The sequence below is a fragment of the Klebsiella sp. C283 genome (assembly GCF_048822555.1).
In the GTDB taxonomy this organism is placed as follows: domain Bacteria; phylum Pseudomonadota; class Gammaproteobacteria; order Enterobacterales; family Enterobacteriaceae; genus Klebsiella; species Klebsiella quasipneumoniae.
The window spans coordinates 289,748-304,414 of sequence record NZ_JBMEZS010000007.1 but is presented as its reverse complement, the minus strand read 5'-3'; the positions used below and the strand labels follow the sequence as shown (position 1 = coordinate 304,414).

At 65.0% G+C, this 14,667-nt stretch carries 17 protein-coding genes; 16 read left to right on the top strand and 1 reads right to left on the bottom strand.

Annotated features, from left to right (window positions below):
- Position 1: 1 nt before the first annotated feature.
- The 10 genes from gspF to ACOI7Z_RS15895 are packed head-to-tail and all read left to right on the top strand — an operon-like array spanning position 2 to position 7,306.
- Positions 2 to 1,216, top strand: coding sequence for a type II secretion system inner membrane protein GspF (gspF, locus tag ACOI7Z_RS15940; protein ID WP_087849894.1), 1,215 nt, complete (start codon positions 2 to 4; stop codon positions 1,214 to 1,216).
- A gap of 20 nt (positions 1,217 to 1,236) precedes the next feature.
- On the top strand, positions 1,237 to 1,659 hold the full coding sequence (gene gspG / locus ACOI7Z_RS15935; protein WP_002889054.1) for a type II secretion system major pseudopilin GspG: 423 nt from the start codon (positions 1,237 to 1,239) through the stop codon (positions 1,657 to 1,659).
- The gene (gene gspH / locus ACOI7Z_RS15930; RefSeq protein ID WP_065882744.1) at positions 1,659 to 2,174 is read left to right on the top strand and encodes a type II secretion system minor pseudopilin GspH; all 516 of its coding nucleotides are present in this window, start codon (positions 1,659 to 1,661) and stop codon (positions 2,172 to 2,174) included. Before gspG ends, gspH begins: the two co-directional genes overlap by 1 nt.
- Positions 2,171 to 2,536 (top strand): type II secretion system minor pseudopilin GspI, encoded by a 366-nt coding sequence (gene gspI / locus ACOI7Z_RS15925; protein ID WP_032452553.1) that lies wholly within the window; start codon positions 2,171 to 2,173, stop codon positions 2,534 to 2,536. The genes gspH and gspI overlap by 4 nt, the downstream gene beginning before the upstream one ends.
- On the top strand, positions 2,533 to 3,129 hold the full coding sequence (gene gspJ, locus ACOI7Z_RS15920; RefSeq protein ID WP_023292022.1) for a type II secretion system minor pseudopilin GspJ: 597 nt from the start codon (positions 2,533 to 2,535) through the stop codon (positions 3,127 to 3,129). The genes gspI and gspJ overlap by 4 nt, the downstream gene beginning before the upstream one ends.
- Positions 3,126 to 4,106, top strand: a complete 981-nt coding sequence (gspK, locus tag ACOI7Z_RS15915; protein ID WP_087849893.1) for a type II secretion system minor pseudopilin GspK — start codon at positions 3,126 to 3,128, stop codon at positions 4,104 to 4,106. The genes gspJ and gspK overlap by 4 nt, the downstream gene beginning before the upstream one ends.
- Positions 4,099 to 5,295, top strand: coding sequence for a type II secretion system protein GspL (gspL, locus tag ACOI7Z_RS15910; protein WP_086075015.1), 1,197 nt, complete (start codon positions 4,099 to 4,101; stop codon positions 5,293 to 5,295). The genes gspK and gspL overlap by 8 nt, the downstream gene beginning before the upstream one ends.
- Positions 5,288 to 5,773 (top strand): type II secretion system protein M, encoded by a 486-nt coding sequence (locus ACOI7Z_RS15905; protein WP_080901681.1) that lies wholly within the window; start codon positions 5,288 to 5,290, stop codon positions 5,771 to 5,773. Before gspL ends, ACOI7Z_RS15905 begins: the two co-directional genes overlap by 8 nt.
- Positions 5,763 to 6,491 carry a type II secretion system protein N gene (locus ACOI7Z_RS15900; protein WP_087849892.1) on the top strand — a complete coding sequence of 243 codons (729 nt, stop codon included), beginning with the start codon at positions 5,763 to 5,765 and terminating at the stop codon, positions 6,489 to 6,491. The genes ACOI7Z_RS15905 and ACOI7Z_RS15900 overlap by 11 nt, the downstream gene beginning before the upstream one ends.
- 14 nt (positions 6,492 to 6,505) lie before the next feature.
- The gene (locus tag ACOI7Z_RS15895) at positions 6,506 to 7,306 is read left to right on the top strand and encodes a prepilin peptidase (protein WP_087849891.1); all 801 of its coding nucleotides are present in this window, start codon (positions 6,506 to 6,508) and stop codon (positions 7,304 to 7,306) included.
- A 47-nt stretch (positions 7,307 to 7,353) separates the two neighbouring features.
- Here ACOI7Z_RS15895 and hrpB read toward each other — a convergent pair whose 3' ends face one another.
- Positions 7,354 to 9,783: an ATP-dependent helicase HrpB gene (gene hrpB, locus ACOI7Z_RS15890; RefSeq protein WP_087849890.1), complete on the bottom strand. Its 2,430-nt coding sequence runs from the start codon at positions 9,781 to 9,783 to the stop codon at positions 7,354 to 7,356.
- A gap of 72 nt (positions 9,784 to 9,855) precedes the next feature.
- Between hrpB and thpR the strand changes: the two genes are divergently transcribed.
- The 6 genes from thpR to folK all read left to right on the top strand — a co-directional run bounded on the left by thpR (position 9,856) and on the right by folK (position 14,600).
- A complete protein-coding gene (gene thpR, locus ACOI7Z_RS15885; RefSeq protein ID WP_023292015.1) occupies positions 9,856 to 10,392 on the top strand; it encodes an RNA 2',3'-cyclic phosphodiesterase in 537 nt (178 codons plus the stop codon).
- A complete protein-coding gene (gene sfsA / locus ACOI7Z_RS15880; protein ID WP_023292014.1) occupies positions 10,392 to 11,108 on the top strand; it encodes a DNA/RNA nuclease SfsA in 717 nt (238 codons plus the stop codon). The genes thpR and sfsA overlap by 1 nt, the downstream gene beginning before the upstream one ends.
- A gap of 162 nt (positions 11,109 to 11,270) precedes the next feature.
- The gene (dksA, locus tag ACOI7Z_RS15875) at positions 11,271 to 11,726 is read left to right on the top strand and encodes an RNA polymerase-binding protein DksA (RefSeq protein ID WP_002888845.1); all 456 of its coding nucleotides are present in this window, start codon (positions 11,271 to 11,273) and stop codon (positions 11,724 to 11,726) included.
- Positions 11,727 to 11,785: 59 nt separating this feature from the next.
- A complete protein-coding gene (gluQRS, locus tag ACOI7Z_RS15870; RefSeq protein ID WP_048296709.1) occupies positions 11,786 to 12,667 on the top strand; it encodes a tRNA glutamyl-Q(34) synthetase GluQRS in 882 nt (293 codons plus the stop codon).
- A gap of 62 nt (positions 12,668 to 12,729) precedes the next feature.
- Complete coding sequence (pcnB, locus tag ACOI7Z_RS15865) at positions 12,730 to 14,124, top strand: polynucleotide adenylyltransferase PcnB (RefSeq protein ID WP_071787251.1); 1,395 nt, start codon at positions 12,730 to 12,732, stop codon at positions 14,122 to 14,124.
- Positions 14,121 to 14,600 (top strand): 2-amino-4-hydroxy-6-hydroxymethyldihydropteridine diphosphokinase, encoded by a 480-nt coding sequence (gene folK / locus ACOI7Z_RS15860; RefSeq protein WP_048296707.1) that lies wholly within the window; start codon positions 14,121 to 14,123, stop codon positions 14,598 to 14,600. The genes pcnB and folK overlap by 4 nt, the downstream gene beginning before the upstream one ends.
- Positions 14,601 to 14,667 lie beyond the last annotated feature (67 nt).

The following is a 14,667-nucleotide window of genomic DNA, read 5'->3' as shown; positions in this document are numbered from 1 at the left end:
GATGGCCCTCTTTCGCTATCAGGCGCTGGACGCGCAGGGCAAAACCCGCCGCGGCGTTCAACAGGCCGACTCCGCCCGCCACGCCCGCCAGCTGCTGCGGGACAAGGGTTGGCTGGCGCTGGAAGTGGCCGCCGCCGACCCGGCGAGCCGGCTGTGGCGCGGCGGGCTGATCGCCCGGCGCACCAGCGCCGGTGATTTAGCCCTGCTCACTCGCCAGCTGGCCACCCTGGTCGCCGCCGGCATTCCGCTGGAAAAAGCGCTCGATGCCGTCGCCCAGCAGTGCGAAAAGGCGTCGCTGAGAACGTTAATGGCCGGGGTGCGCAGCAAAGTGCTTGAAGGCCATTCGCTGGCGGAGGCGATGCGCGCCTATCCCGCCTGTTTCGATGGCCTGTTCTGCGCCATGGTGGCGGCCGGCGAAACCTCCGGCCATCTCGACGGCGTGCTGAACCGGCTGGCGGACTATACCGAGCAGCGCCAGCAGCTTCGCGCCCGCCTGCTACAGGCGATGATCTACCCCATCGTGCTGACGCTGGTCGCCATCAGCGTGATCGCCATTCTGCTCTCCACCGTGGTGCCGAAAGTCGTCGAGCAGTTTGTCCATCTAAAACAGGCCCTGCCCTTCTCTACCCGGCTGCTGATGAGCCTGAGCGACATTGTGCGCAGCGCGGGCCCCTGGCTGGTGCTGCTGTCATTCCTGGCGCTGCTGGGGCTGCGCTATCTGCTGCGCCAGCCCGCCCGGCGGCTCGCCTGGGACCGGGCGCTGCTGCGTCTGCCGGTCCTCGGCCGCGTGACGCGCAGCGTCAACAGCGCGCGCTACGCCCGCACCTTAAGCATTCTCAACGCCAGCGCGGTGCCGCTGCTGCTGTCGATGCGCATCAGCGCCGGCGTCCTCAGCAATGCCTGGGCGCGCAGCCAGCTGGAGACCGCCAGCGAATCGGTGCGCGAGGGCGTCAGCCTGCATCGCGCGCTGGAGGCCACGGCGCTGTTTCCGCCGATGATGCGCTACATGATCGCCAGCGGCGAGCAGAGCGGTGAGCTGACCGCCATGCTGGAGCGCGCGGCGGAGAACCAGGACCGGGAGCTGAGCGCGCAGATCCAGATGTCCCTCAGCCTGTTTGAACCCCTGCTGGTGGTCACCATGGCCGGCATGGTGCTGTTTATCGTGCTGGCCATCCTGCAGCCGATCCTGCAACTGAATACCCTTATGAGTATGTGACTGTATTAATGGAGAAAACTATGCAACGGCAACGCGGCTTCACGTTACTGGAAATTATGGTGGTGATCGTCATTCTCGGCATCCTCGCCAGCCTGGTGGTACCTAACCTGATGGGCAACAAGGAGAAAGCGGACCGCCAGAAGGTGGTCAGCGATCTGGTGGCGCTCGAGGGGGCGCTGGACATGTATAAGCTGGACAACAGCCGCTACCCGAATACCGAACAGGGACTGCAGGCGCTGGTAACCGCCCCGGCCGCCGAGCCGCATGCCCGCAACTACCCGGAAGGGGGCTATATCCGCCGCCTGCCGCAGGACCCGTGGGGAAATGAGTATCAGCTGTTAAGCCCCGGTCAGCATGGCGCCATCGACGTCTTCAGCGTCGGCCCGGACGGAATGCCCGACACCAATGACGACATCGGCAACTGGACCCTCGGGAAGAAATAGTGTCTCAGCGCGGTTTCACCCTCCTGGAAATGATGCTGGTCCTGCTGCTGATCGGCGTCAGCGCCAGCATGGTGCTGCTGGCGTTTCCCTCCGCCCGCACCCAGGAGGCCACGCAGATCCTGGCGCGCTTTCAGGCACAGCTGGACTTTGTCCGCGAGCGCGGGCAGCAAACCGGCCAGCTCTTCGGGATCGTCATCCACCCTGACCGCTGGCAGTTTATGCGCCTGCAGCCTGCAGACGAAGGCGCCCCGGCGGCGGCTGACGACCGCTGGGGCAACGCGCAGTGGCTGCCGCTGCAGGCCGGGCGCGCCACCACGGCGGAAACCCTCCCGCAGGCCAGACTGACGCTGCGCTTTCCCGACGGCCAGGCGTGGACGCCGGGCGAACAGCCCGACGTGATCATTTTCCCCGGCGGCGAAGTCACGCCGTTTCAGCTGCGGATTGACGCCGCGACGGGCATCAACATCGACGCCCAGGGCGACAGTCAGCCGCTGGCGGCGCGGGAGCAGCCATGAAACGCGAGAGCGGAATGACGCTTATCGAAGTGATGGTCGCGCTGGTGATTTTCGCCCTCGCCGGCCTGGCGGTGATGCAGTCCACCCTGCAGCAGACGCGCCAGCTTGGGCGTATGGAAGAGAAAATCCTCGCCAGCTGGCTGGCGGATAATCAGCTGGTGCAGCTGCGGCTGGAGAAACGCTGGCCCGCCCTCAGCTGGTCCGAAACCACCGTGGAGGCCGCCGGGACGCGCTGGTTCGTCCGCTGGCAGGGGGTGGAAACCGCGCTGCCGCAGCTGCGGGCGCTGGACGTGGAGGTCCGGCGGCAAAAAAGCGATCCCGCGCCGCTGGCAACGCTTCGCACCTGGGTGACGTCGCCATGATAACGAAAATGCGCGGTTTCACCCTGATTGAAACGCTGCTGGCGCTGGCTATCCTCGCCGTCCTCAGCGCCGCCGCCGTGATGGTGCTGCAGAACGTCATCCGCGCCGATGGCCTGACCCGCGAGAAGAGCCAGCAGATCGCCGCCCTCCAGCGCGCCTTTCGCCAGATCGCCGATGATGTCACGCACATCATTCCCCGTCGCGCCAGAAACAGCGACACGCTTTTCTTCGCCGGACGTTTCCAGTTGCAGAGCGACGACTGGGGGCTGGCCTTCAGCCGCAGCGGCTGGCCGAATCCGCTGGGGATCCTCCCGCGCTCGGAGATCCAGAACGTCAGCTACCGCCTGCGCCAGCAGCAGCTTGAACGGCTCAGCTTCGATCAACAGGATCCGCTGACCGGCAGCCAGCCGACGGTCCGGGTGCTGCTGCGCGAGGTGACGGCGTTTCGCCTGCGGTTTTATGCCGACGGGCGCTGGCAGGAGACCTGGGACCGCTCGCAGTCGCTGCCGCAGGGGCTGGAGATCACCCTGACGCTGGCGAACAGCGGGGAGATAACCCGCCTGTTTTTACTCACCCCGGGAGGCGGCCAGTGAAAAATCGGCAACGCGGCGTCGCGCTCCTGATGGTGCTGTTCATCCTCGCCCTGATGATGATCCTCGCCAGCGCCATGACCGAACGCACCTCGGTCATGTATCAACACACCGCCGTGACCCTCGATAATCTGCAGGCCAGATGGTACGCCCTGGCGGCGGAAAACATGGCCGCCGCGCTACTGCAACGCGACGCGCTGGACTCGCCCAGTCAAACGAACCTGGCGCAAACCTGGGCGCAGGAGGGGCGCCGCTTTACCCTCGACGATGGCGAAATCCTCGCCACGATCCGCGACGGGCACGCCTGCTTTAATCTCAATGCCATCAACCATCGCGCGGATGAGACCAGCGGCGGTACGCCCTACCCGACCGACGTCTTCGCCCGGCTGCTGGCGCTGCTCGGCGAGTCGCCGCTGCGCGCCAGCCAGATAGCCGCCGCCCTCGGCGACTGGACGGACAGCGACGGCCAGCCGCGGCTGAACGGCGCGGAAGACGAGGTCTATATGGCGCAAACCCCGGGCTATCTCGCCGCCAACCAGCCGATGCAGGATGTCAGCGAGCTGCGCCTGCTGGCCGGAATGGACGCCGCGCTCTATCAGCGCCTGCTCCCCTTCGTCTGCGTCCAGCCGGATGATGCGCTGCAGGTCAATGTCAACACCCTGCGCCCCTCCCAGGCCGCCCTGCTGGCGGCCCTCTTTCCCGGCGATCTGACGCTGCAGGAGGCGCAACAGCTGCTGTACAACCGCCCGCGAACCGGGTGGAGCAGCGTCGCCGCCTTTCTCGCGCAGCCGACGCTGCAGAAAACCGAAACCACGCTCGCCCGTCCGTGGCTGACGGTGCACAGCGCACGCTTTATCGCCGCCTTCACCGTGGTGACCGGCAACCTTCGCTTTCAGCTGCACAGCGTCCTGCAACAGGAGGGGCGCGCCTTTACCGTCGTCCAGCGGCGATACGGACTTTCTATGGTGGTTGATGAATAAGTTTAACGCTTCCCCCCAGGCCATGCTGATCGTGCGCTTCGCCCCCGGGCAGGCGCCGCTGCACTGGCAACTCTTCGCCCCCGGCGAGCCGCACCACGAAGCCAGCGGCCGGTGGCCGGCTGACGACGCCAGCCCTTTCCCGACGCTGGCGGCGCATTACCCGGCCTGGGTGCTGATCCCGGCCAGCGACTGCGCGTTTCACACCCTCACCCTGCCGGCGGGCCTGCGTAAACCGCCGCTGCAGGTGGCCCCCTTCCTGCTGGAAGAGCAGCTGGCCGACGAGGTGGAAGCCACCCATTTTGCCCTGCTCCACCGCCAGCAGGCCCAGTGCGAGATCGTCGCCGTGCAGCGGCAAAAAATGCGCGACTGGCTGGCGCGCTGCGAGTCGCTCTCGCTACGGCCCCTGGCGTTGACGCCCGATGTGCTGGCCCTGCCCTGGCAACCGCCGGCGTGGAGCGCGGTGCAGGCGGACGACCAGTGGCTGATCCGCCACCAGCCATGGGCCGGCATGGCGGCGGAAAGCCCCTGGCTGGCGGAGCTGCTGCAGGGCGAGGCGGAAGAGCACGTCATCGACAGCTATTCGCCGCCCCCCGCGGCGCCGGGAGAGTGGCGCGCGCAGCCTGCGCAGACGCTGCTCTCCCTCGCCGCAAGTCATCCGGCGGCGCAGAAGCTCAGTCTGCTGCAGGGGGAGTTCGCCGTCCGCCGTCGGCGGCCTGATCAGACGAGCTGGCGTCCGGCGCGGTATGCCGCGCTGGCCCTGGCGCTGCTGGCGGCGGTGAACAGCGTGCTGGATCATCGCGATCTGGCGCGCCAGGCCGAGGCCGCCCGACAGGCCAGCCGGGCCTACTATCATCGCTGGTTTCCAACGGAGAAAAAGGTGATTAACCCGCGACTGCAGATGCAGCAGCATCTGCAAGGCCTTGCCCGTCAGGCGCAGCATGCTCCCCTCGTCGACCGCCTCAGCGCGTTGCAAAACATCATCAGCGAAACGCCGGGGATCCGCCTGCGGGCGCTGAGCTGGGATGCCGCAGGCAACCGTCTGCAGCTGGATATCGCCGCGGCCTCTTCCCGGTCGCTGGAGCAGTTTACCCAGCGAGCGCAGCCGCGGTTTCGCGTCCGGCCAGGCGACATGACCACCAGGCCGGATGGCATTGAAGGACAACTGACGCTGGAGGAAAACGATGGCTAATCTGCTCATCTGGTGGCGGCAGCGCACGCTGTCGGAGCAGCGCCTGCTGCTCGGCCTGGCGGGATTGCTGACAGCCTGCGCCCTCTGGTACGGGCTGTGGCAGCCCTGGCGGGCCCGCGAGGCGCAGTGGCGGCAAACCCTGGTGAAAGAGCAGGCCAGCCTGCGCTGGATGACGCAGCAGGGTCCGCGCCTGCAGCAGCTCAGCCAGCAGCCCGCGCCGGCGGCAAAAGAGGCGCTCACCGCGCTGGTGATGCGCGAGGCGGCGAGCCACGGGCTGGAAGTCGTTCGTCTGCAGCCGCAGGGGAAACGTCTGCAGGTCACCCTTCAGCCCTGCGCCTTCCAGGCGCTAATGGACTGGCTGGACGCCCCGGCGATGCGCGGCGTCAACGCGATCTCGCTGTCCGTAACCGGGCAGCCGTCGCGGCCGGGCTGGGTCACGGTCAACCATCTGCTGCTGGAGCGCGACGATGAAAGCTAACGCGTTCGCGGGTGGGCTACTGCTGGCGCTCTATCTGCTGTGGTTGACCGCCACCGCCCCGGCGCGTCTGTTAGTCCCGATGCTGCCGCCCGAGGTACAAGTGGCCAACCTTAGCGGCAGCATCTGGCGCGGCGCAGCGCAGTCGGTCTCCTGGCGCGGCGTGCGGCTTGAGCGGCTGACGTGGTCGCTCACCCTGGCTGGCTGGCAGATCGCGCTCAGCGATCCCCGCGGCGTGGAGGGCCAGGCCCGGCTGTGGGGCATCCGCGATCTGCGTCTGCAGGAGGGGCGGCTCACCGCCCCCGCCAGCCTGCTTGGTCGCTGGCTAACGCCGACTATGCCCGTCAGCGCCGAGGGAGAGGTCACTTTCAGCCTGGCCGAAGCGCACTTCAGCGAGGGGCGCTGCCGGCAAATCACCGCCGGACGCGCGCAGTGGCGTCAGGCCCGGCTGCACTCTCCGGTCGGTAGCCTGGAGCTGGCCCAGGTCAGTGGCGCCTTAAGCTGTACGGCGAACGGCGCCGTGGCGCTGGCCATCCGCCAGGATTCTCATCAGTTGAGCCTCAGCGGCCAGGGAACCCTGTCGCCCGATGGCCGCTATCTGTTTCGCGGTACGCTACAGCCCCGTCAGGGGATGCCGCCCCTGCTGGCGCTGCTGGTCACCCGCCCGATGGCGAAAAACGCCCCGGGCCCGACGCCGTGGCAGCTGCAGGGAAAATGGTGATTAAAGGAGCAAAAATGACGACATTAGCCGCATTATCGCTGCATTTTCCCCTTGTCTGGTATGGTTTCCTGCTGCTGTTCGGCCTGGCGCTGGGCAGCTTTTACAACGTGGTGATCTACCGTCTGCCGCGCATGCTGACCCAAACCGCGGACGACGAGCCGATAACCCTCAGCACGCCGGGCTCATCCTGCCCGCAGTGTCGCCAGCCGATAGCCTGGCGGGACAATATCCCGCTGCTCAGCTTCCTCTGGCTAGGCCGTCGCGCCCGCTGCTGTCAGGCGCGCATCTCGTGGAGCTATCCGCTGACCGAGCTGGCCACCGGCCTGCTGTTTATCCTCGCCGGGGCGCTGCTCGCGCCGGGCCTGGCGCTGGCGGGCGGCCTGATGCTGCTCTCCTTCCTGCTGATACTGGCGCGGATTGACGCCCGGACCCAGCTGCTGCCCGATCGCCTGACCCTGCCCCTGCTGTGGGCCGGACTGCTGTTTAATCTTAACGAGGTGTACATTGCGCTGCCGGACGCGGTCGCCGGGGCGATGGCCGGTTATCTGGCGCTGTGGTCGGTCTACTGGCTGTTCCGCCTGCTGACCGGCAAAGAGGCCCTGGGCTATGGCGATTTTAAGCTGCTGGCGGCGCTGGGCGCCTGGTGCGGCTGGCAGGCTCTGCCGCAGGTGCTGTTGCTCGCCTCGGCCAGCGGGCTGGCGTGGACCCTGCTGCAGCGCCTGTGGACCCGGCAGTCGCTGCAGCAGCCGCTGGCCTTCGGCCCCTGGCTGGCGCTGGCGGGAGGGGGCGTTTTTCTCTGGCAGCAGATGGTCTAGCGTGAGTGGTTCGCCTGGCCGGGCAGAATGCCGCCCGGCGCCTGGGGCTACGAATATTTTTTGCTGCGCCGGGTCGGGGCGGCGTTGGCCGGATCGTCCGGCCAGACGTGTTTCGGATAACGTCCCTTCATCTCTTTTTGCACCTCGCGGTAGCTTCCCTGCCAGAAGGCGCTGAGATCGCGAGTGATCTGCAGCGGACGCTGGGCGGGCGACAGCAGCTCCAGCACCAGCGGCACCCGCCCCTCGGCGATAACCGGCGTCGTGGCCTCGCCGAACATCTCCTGCATACGCACCGCCAGCGCCGGCGGGTTCTCCGCATGGTATCGGATCGCCAGACGGCTGCCGGTCGGCACGGTATAGTGCGTCGGCAGTTCGCGATCCAGCTTCTGGCGCAGCGGCCACGGCAGCCAGTCCTGTAGCGCCTGACGCAGATCCAACGCCTTCAGCGCCCGCAGCGAGTGAACGCCGTTCATCTGCGGCAGCAGCCATGCTTCCAGCGAGGCCAGCAGCGAAGCGTCATCCACCGCGGGCCATGCCTCTTCCTGCAGCCACTGCGCCGCACACTGCAGCCGCAGTCGCAGCTGCCCGGCCTCTGGCGTCCAGTTGAGCACCGCAAGGCCTTTCTCACGAATACCGTTGAGCATCGCCTGATGCAGCTCCGCCTCAGATGGCTTCGCCAGCGGCTGGGTCTTGATCACCAATTGGCCCGTCACGGTCCGCCGCCAGGCTTTCAGCGTCCCCTGCGCTTCATCCCACTCCACCGTGTCGGAACGCTGCGCCAGCTCGGGACGGGCGGCGATCAGCTCGCCGATATCCACCGACAGAGCCAGCAGCATGCGGGCATCCGGCGAGGCGCTGCCCTGCAGCAGCAGCGGAGCGATCAGCCACTCATGGCGGCCCAGCGCGTCGTCGGCGTCAAGCATCGCGCCCATGCCGTTCGCCAGCTGATAGCGTCCCTCCTGACCGCGGCGACGGGCGATGCGGTCGGCGAAGGCCGACGCCAGTAGCGCGGCCATTCGTCCGGCGTCGGGCTGTCCGCTGCGGCAGGCCAGACGCTTCATCAGCTGCTGTGCCCGCTGCTGCCAGTTGGCCTGCTGACGGGAAAAGACGGCGGCCAAATCCACCAGCCCGCCGCGCGGCGGCTCCTCGAGGATCGCCGCCAGCCTGGCCGCCGTCGCCACCTCGTCATCGGTCTGCGCAGCGGCCAGCATCGCCGCCAGCCGGGGCTCGTTGCCGAGGGTCGCCATTTTGCGGCCAAACGCCGACAGCCGCTCGCCGTCCAGCGCCGAGAGCGCCTCCAGCAGGCGGCGCGCGGCGGCCAGGTTCACCGCCGGCGGCTGATCCAGCCAGGCCAGCGCGGCAGGATCGTGGCACCCCCACTGCAGCAGCTCCAGCAACAGCGCCGACAGATCGCTGTGCAGGATCTCCGGTTCGCTCTGCGCCGCCGCTCGTTCGGCCTGTTCTTTGCCAAGCAAATGCAGGCAGATCCCCGGGGAGAGACGACCGGCGCGTCCGGCGCGCTGCGTCATCGATGCCTGGCTGATGCGCTGCGTCACCAGCCGGGTCAGGCCGGTGCGCGGGTCAAAGCGGGCAATACGCTCCTGGGCGCTGTCGACCACCAGGCGGATGCCCTCGATGGTCAAACTGGTCTCGGCAATGTTGGTAGCCAGCACCACTTTGCGCTTCCCGGCCGGCGCCGGGAGGATCGCTTTGCGCTGCTCGCTCAGGGGCAGCGCGCCATACAGCGGACAGAGGATGACATCCTCCGCCACGCGCTCCGTCAGCTGGTCGAGAACGCGCTGGATCTCGCCGACGCCGGGCAGAAACAGCAGCATTGACCCCTGTTCATGCCGCAGGAGCTCCGCCGCCGCTACCGCCACCGCCTCATCAAAACGCTGGTGCGCGGAGAGCGGGCTGAAGCGACGCTCCACCGGATAAGCGCGCCCCTCCGAGACCACCACCGGCGCCTCCGGCAGCAGACGCTGCAGGCGCTCGTTATCGAGGGTCGCCGACATAATCAGCAGTTTGAGATCGTCACGTAACCCCTGCTGGACATCAAGCAGCAGGGCCAGCGCCAGATCCGCCTGCAGGCTGCGCTCGTGAAACTCATCGAGGATCACCAGCCCCACGCCCGTCAGCTCGGGATCGCGCTGGATCATGCGCGTCAGGATCCCCTCCGTGACCACCTCCAGGCGGGTCTGCGGTCCGACGCAGGTTTCGGCGCGCATGCGGTAACCCACGGTCTCCCCCGGCTTTTCGCCGAGCAGTTCAGCCAGCCGCTGCGCGACATTGCGCGCCGCCAGACGCCTCGGCTCCAGCAGGATAATGCGTCCCGTGATGTTGCCCTCGGCAAGGATCTGCAGCGGCAGCCAGGTCGACTTCCCGGCGCCGGTCGGCGCGTTGAGCAAAACCTGCGGCGCATGCTGCAGGGCGGATAACAATTCTGGGAGGACGGCGGCAACCGGCAATGAGGACACAAAAGGCTCCGGGGGTTAACATTCAGGGGCTCGCATTGTAGCATCCCCCTAATTCATTACCGAGTCTCTATCATGTCTGAGCCGAAAAGGCTGTTTTTTGCGATTGAACTGCCGCCTGCCATCCGCAAACAGATTGTCCAGTGGCGGGCAACGCACTTCCCGGAGGATGCCGGCAGGCCCGTCGCGGCGGATAACCTTCACCTCACGCTGGCGTTTCTCGGCGAGGTGAGCGCGGAAAAACAGCGGGCGCTGACCGCCCTCGCCGGCCGCCTCCAGCCGCCGGGCTTTACCCTGACGCTGGACGATGCCGGACAGTGGCTGCGCTCGCGGGTGGTCTGGCTCGGGACCCGTCAGCCGCCGCGCGGCCTGCTGCAGCTCGCCAGCATGCTGCGCGCTCAGGCGGCGCGCAGCGGCTGCTATCAGAGTCCGCAGCCGTTTCATCCGCATATTACCCTGTGGCGCGACGCCCGCCAGGCGGTGCCGATCCCGCCGCCCGGCTTTCGCTGGACGTTTCCGGTGAACGAGTTCGTGCTCTATGAATCCAGCTTTAGCCGGGGGCGCACGCGCTACACGGCGCTGGAACATTATCCGTTTGATAAGGAAAGTTGATGCAGTTTGATCCGCCGTTGCAGCCCGCCATTTTGCTTAAACGTTACAAACGATTTCTTGCCGACGTGGTGACCCCCGATGGCCGCGAGCTGACGCTCCACTGCCCGAATACCGGGGCGATGACCGGCTGCGCCGCCCCGGGCGACACCGTCTGGTATTCCACCTCTGACAATGTGAAGCGCAAATATGCCCACACCTGGGAATTAACTGAAACGCAGCAGGGCGCCGTTATTTGCGTCAATACGCTGCGCGCGAATACGCTGGCGAAAGAGGCGATTTCCGCCGGAATAATCCCTGAACTTTCAGGCTATAACCAGCTGAAAAGCGAAGTGAAATATGGCGCAGAGAATAGCCGTATCGATATTATGTTACAGGCAGATGATCGCCAAAACTGCTATATTGAAGTGAAATCGGTTACGTTGGCGGAGAAAGAATATGGTTATTTTCCCGATGCGGTGACCACGCGCGGTCAGAAGCACCTGCGGGAGCTGATGGCCGTCGCGGCAAATGGCGACCGCGCGGTGATTTTATTTGCCGTCCTGCATTCGGCAATTGACCGTTTCTCTCCCGCGCATCATATTGATGCCAGATACGCACAGCTGTTAACAGAAGCCCGCGACAAGGGGGTGGAAATTCTCGCCTGGAAAGCGGAACTTTCTACGACGAGGATGACTCTGAATAAGCCGATCGCCGTGGTGTTAAACCCCGGTAAATAAGTGGCTAAATAGTGTTCGGGTCGCAAGCGCGAATACGCTTTTCTTCACAGGGTTGTCAAGTGTAACGTTTAGATAATTGCTATCCGGAAAAGCATCTGCTATTTATAGCGGCCTGATTTTCCCCCACATGGGGATCGATAGTGCGTGTTAAGGAGAAGCAACATGCAAGAAGGGCAAAACCGTAAAACATCGTCCCTGAGTATTCTCGCCATCGCTGGGGTGGAGCCGTACCAAGAGAAACCGGGCGAAGAGTATATGAACGAAGCCCAGCTGGCGCACTTCAAGCGTATTCTTGAAGCATGGCGTAATCAACTCAGGGATGAAGTGGATCGCACCGTATCGCACATGCAGGATGAAGCTGCTAACTTCCCGGACCCGGTAGACCGTGCCGCCCAGGAAGAAGAGTTCAGCCTGGAGCTGCGTAACCGCGACCGCGAACGTAAACTGATCAAAAAGATCGAGAAAACGCTGAAAAAAGTTGAAGACGAAGACTTCGGCTACTGCGAATCCTGCGGCGTGGAGATCGGCATTCGCCGTCTGGAAGCGCGTCCGACAGCGGATCTGTGCATTGACTGCAAAACCCTGGCGGAAATTCGCGAAAAACAGATGGCGGGCTAATCCCCTGCTGCCTCACTCTCTGGCGGGAGTCTCTCCCGCCTGGTTCTGTTGTCCGTATCATGACTGACTCACGCTATATAGGGCGCTTTGCTCCCTCCCCCTCCGGCGAACTCCACTTCGGCTCTCTGATCGCCGCGCTCGGCAGCTACCTGCAAGCCCGCGCGAACCAGGGTATCTGGCGCGTTCGTATTGAAGATATCGACCCGCCGCGCGAAGTCCCCGGGGCCGCCGACACCATCCTGCGCCAGCTCGACCACTACGGTCTGCACTGGGACGGCGAGGTGCTCTGGCAGTCGCAACGGCACGAAGCCTACCGCGAGGCGCTGGCCTGGCTGGGTGAGCAAGGGCTGAGCTATTACTGCACCTGCACCCGCGCGCGGATCCACGCCGTAGGCGGGATCTACGATGGTCACTGCCGCGACCTTGGGCTGGGGGCGGAAAACGCCGCGCTGCGTCTGCGCCAGACCCGGCCGGTTCTGCAGTTCACCGACCGCCTGCGCGGCACGCTGGTCGCCAACGAGCCGCTGGCGCGTGAAGATTTTATTATCCACCGTCGCGACGGGCTGTTTGCCTACAACCTGGCGGTGGTGGTCGATGATCACTTTCAGGGGATCACCGAGATCGTCCGCGGCGCCGATCTGATTGAGCCGACGGTGCGGCAGATTTCGCTGTATCAGCATTTTGGCTGGCAGGCGCCGGACTACCTCCATCTGCCGCTGGCCCTCAATGCCGACGGCAATAAGCTCTCTAAACAAAACCACGCGCCGGCGCTGCCGGAAGGCGATCCGCGCCCCGAAATCGTCCGCGCGCTCCGCTTTCTGAATCAGGAGATCGCCGGGGAGTGGCAGGCCCTGAGCGTCGCTGATTTACTCGCCCAGGCCGTCGCCAACTGGCAGCCCGCGAAAATCGAGCATTCTCAAATGGCTCCCGCTGAGCTATGATTAGCCGCTATTTTTACACTGTACAGTTGATCTGAAGTCCGTCTGACACTACGAGGTGCACCATTTTTACCCGAGTCGCTAATTTTTGCCGTAAGGTGCTAAGCCGTGAGGAGCGCGAGGCAGAAGCCGCCGTCGAACCAACGCCTATGACGGTGATCCCGCGTGAGCAGCATGCTATTTCCCGCAAAGATATCAGTGAAAACGCCCTCAAGGTCATGTACCGCCTCAACAAGGCGGGCTACGAGTCCTGGCTGGTCGGCGGCGGCGTCCGCGACCTGCTGCTTGGCAAAAAGCCAAAAGATTTTGACGTCACGACCAACGCCACGCCGGATCAGGTGCGTAAGCTGTTCCGCAACTGCCGTCTGGTCGGGCGCCGTTTCCGCCTCGCGCACGTGATGTTCGGGCCGGAAATCATTGAGGTCGCTACCTTCCGTGGCCATCACGAAGGACATACTACCGATCGCGTCACCTCCCAGCGGGGCCAGAACGGCATGCTGCTGCGCGATAACATCTTCGGCTCGATCGAAGAGGACGCCCAGCGTCGCGACTTCACTATAAACAGCCTCTATTACAGCGTGGCGGACTTTACCGTGCGCGACTACGTCGGCGGCATGAAGGATCTGCAGGACGGCGTGATCCGCCTGATCGGCAATCCGGAAACCCGCTATCGCGAGGATCCGGTACGCATGCTGCGCGCGGTGCGCTTCGCCGCCAAGCTGGATATGACCATCAGCCCGGAAACGGCCGAACCGCTGCCGCGGCTGGCCGCCCTGCTCCACGACGTGCCGCCGGCGCGCCTGTTCGAAGAAGTGCTCAAGCTGCTGCAGGCCGGGCATGGCTATCAGACCTACCTGCTGCTGCGGGAATACAACCTGTTCCAGCCGCTGTTCCCGACCATCACCCGCTACTTTACCGAGCGCGGCGATAGCCCGATGGAGCGGATCATCAACCAGGTGCTGAAGAACACCGACACCCGCATTCATAACGACATGCGCGTCAATCCGGCCTTCCTCTTCTCGGTGATGTTCTGGTATCCGCTGCTGGAAACTGCGCAAAAAATCGCTCAGGAGAGCGGTCTGGCGTACTATGACGCCTTCGCGCTGGCGATGAACGACGTACTGGACGAAGCCTGCCGTACGCTGGCGATCCCTAAGCGCATCACCACCCTGATCCGCGATATCTGGCAGCTGCAGCTGCGCATGTCCCGTCGCCAGGGCAAACGCGCCTGGAAGCTGATGGAGCATCCGAAATTCCGCGCCGCCTACGATCTGCTGGAGCTACGCGCCGGCGCTGAAAACAACGGCGAACTGCAGCGTCTGACCAAATGGTGGGGCGAATTCCAGGTCGCCGCGCCGCCGGCGCAAAAAGATATGCTCAACGACCTCGGGGACGATCCGGCGCCGCGCCGTCGCCACCGCCGTCCGCGCAAGCGCGCGCCGCGCCAGGGTAACGCATGACCCTGGTCTATATCGCCCTCGGCAGTAACCTCGCTTCGCCACTGGCGCAGGTGCAGGCGGCTATCCGCGCCCTGGGCGAAATACCTTACAGCCGCGTGGTGAACGTCTCTTCGTTCTACCGTACGCCGCCGCTGGGCCCGCAGGATCAGCCGGACTATCTCAACGCCGCCGTCGCGCTGGAAACCACGCTGGCCCCCGAGGCGCTGCTCGATCACACCCAGCGCATTGAGCTGCAGCAGGGTCGGGTGCGCAAAGCCGAACGCTGGGGGCCGCGCACCCTCGATCTCGATATCATGCTGTTTGGCGATGCGGTCATTAACAGCGAGCGTCTGACCGTTCCGCACTACGATATGAAAAACCGCGGCTTTATGCTCTGGCCGCTATTCGAGATCGCCCCGGACCTCCGCTTTCCTGACGGCCCTGCGCTGCGTACCGTACTGGATGATCTCGGCGCGACAAAGCCCGCTATCTGGTAATTCCCTCTCCTTTTTTAGCATTTACGGCGATCGTCGTAATCGGTTGCCCAAAATCATTGCCCCTCTA

What these genes read in the sequence shown, in the direction of transcription:
- sfsA (WP_023292014.1), top strand. Translation starts at nt 10,392, where the DNA reads ATGCAGTTTGATCCGCCGTTGCAGCCCGCCATTTTGCTTAAACGTTAC.
- gspJ (WP_023292022.1), top strand. Translation starts at nt 2,533, where the DNA reads ATGATAACGAAAATGCGCGGTTTCACCCTGATTGAAACGCTGCTGGCG.
- ACOI7Z_RS15905 (WP_080901681.1), top strand. Translation starts at nt 5,288, where the DNA reads ATGGCTAATCTGCTCATCTGGTGGCGGCAGCGCACGCTGTCGGAGCAG.
- gspI (WP_032452553.1), top strand. Translation starts at nt 2,171, where the DNA reads ATGAAACGCGAGAGCGGAATGACGCTTATCGAAGTGATGGTCGCGCTG.
- ACOI7Z_RS15895 (WP_087849891.1), top strand. Translation starts at nt 6,506, where the DNA reads ATGACGACATTAGCCGCATTATCGCTGCATTTTCCCCTTGTCTGGTAT.
- gspL (WP_086075015.1), top strand. Translation starts at nt 4,099, where the DNA reads ATGAATAAGTTTAACGCTTCCCCCCAGGCCATGCTGATCGTGCGCTTC.
- gspF (WP_087849894.1), top strand. Translation starts at nt 2, where the DNA reads ATGGCCCTCTTTCGCTATCAGGCGCTGGACGCGCAGGGCAAAACCCGC.
- dksA (WP_002888845.1), top strand. Translation starts at nt 11,271, where the DNA reads ATGCAAGAAGGGCAAAACCGTAAAACATCGTCCCTGAGTATTCTCGCC.
- ACOI7Z_RS15900 (WP_087849892.1), top strand. Translation starts at nt 5,763, where the DNA reads ATGAAAGCTAACGCGTTCGCGGGTGGGCTACTGCTGGCGCTCTATCTG.
- gluQRS (WP_048296709.1), top strand. Translation starts at nt 11,786, where the DNA reads ATGACTGACTCACGCTATATAGGGCGCTTTGCTCCCTCCCCCTCCGGC.
- folK (WP_048296707.1), top strand. Translation starts at nt 14,121, where the DNA reads ATGACCCTGGTCTATATCGCCCTCGGCAGTAACCTCGCTTCGCCACTG.
- thpR (WP_023292015.1), top strand. Translation starts at nt 9,856, where the DNA reads ATGTCTGAGCCGAAAAGGCTGTTTTTTGCGATTGAACTGCCGCCTGCC.
- gspG (WP_002889054.1), top strand. Translation starts at nt 1,237, where the DNA reads ATGCAACGGCAACGCGGCTTCACGTTACTGGAAATTATGGTGGTGATC.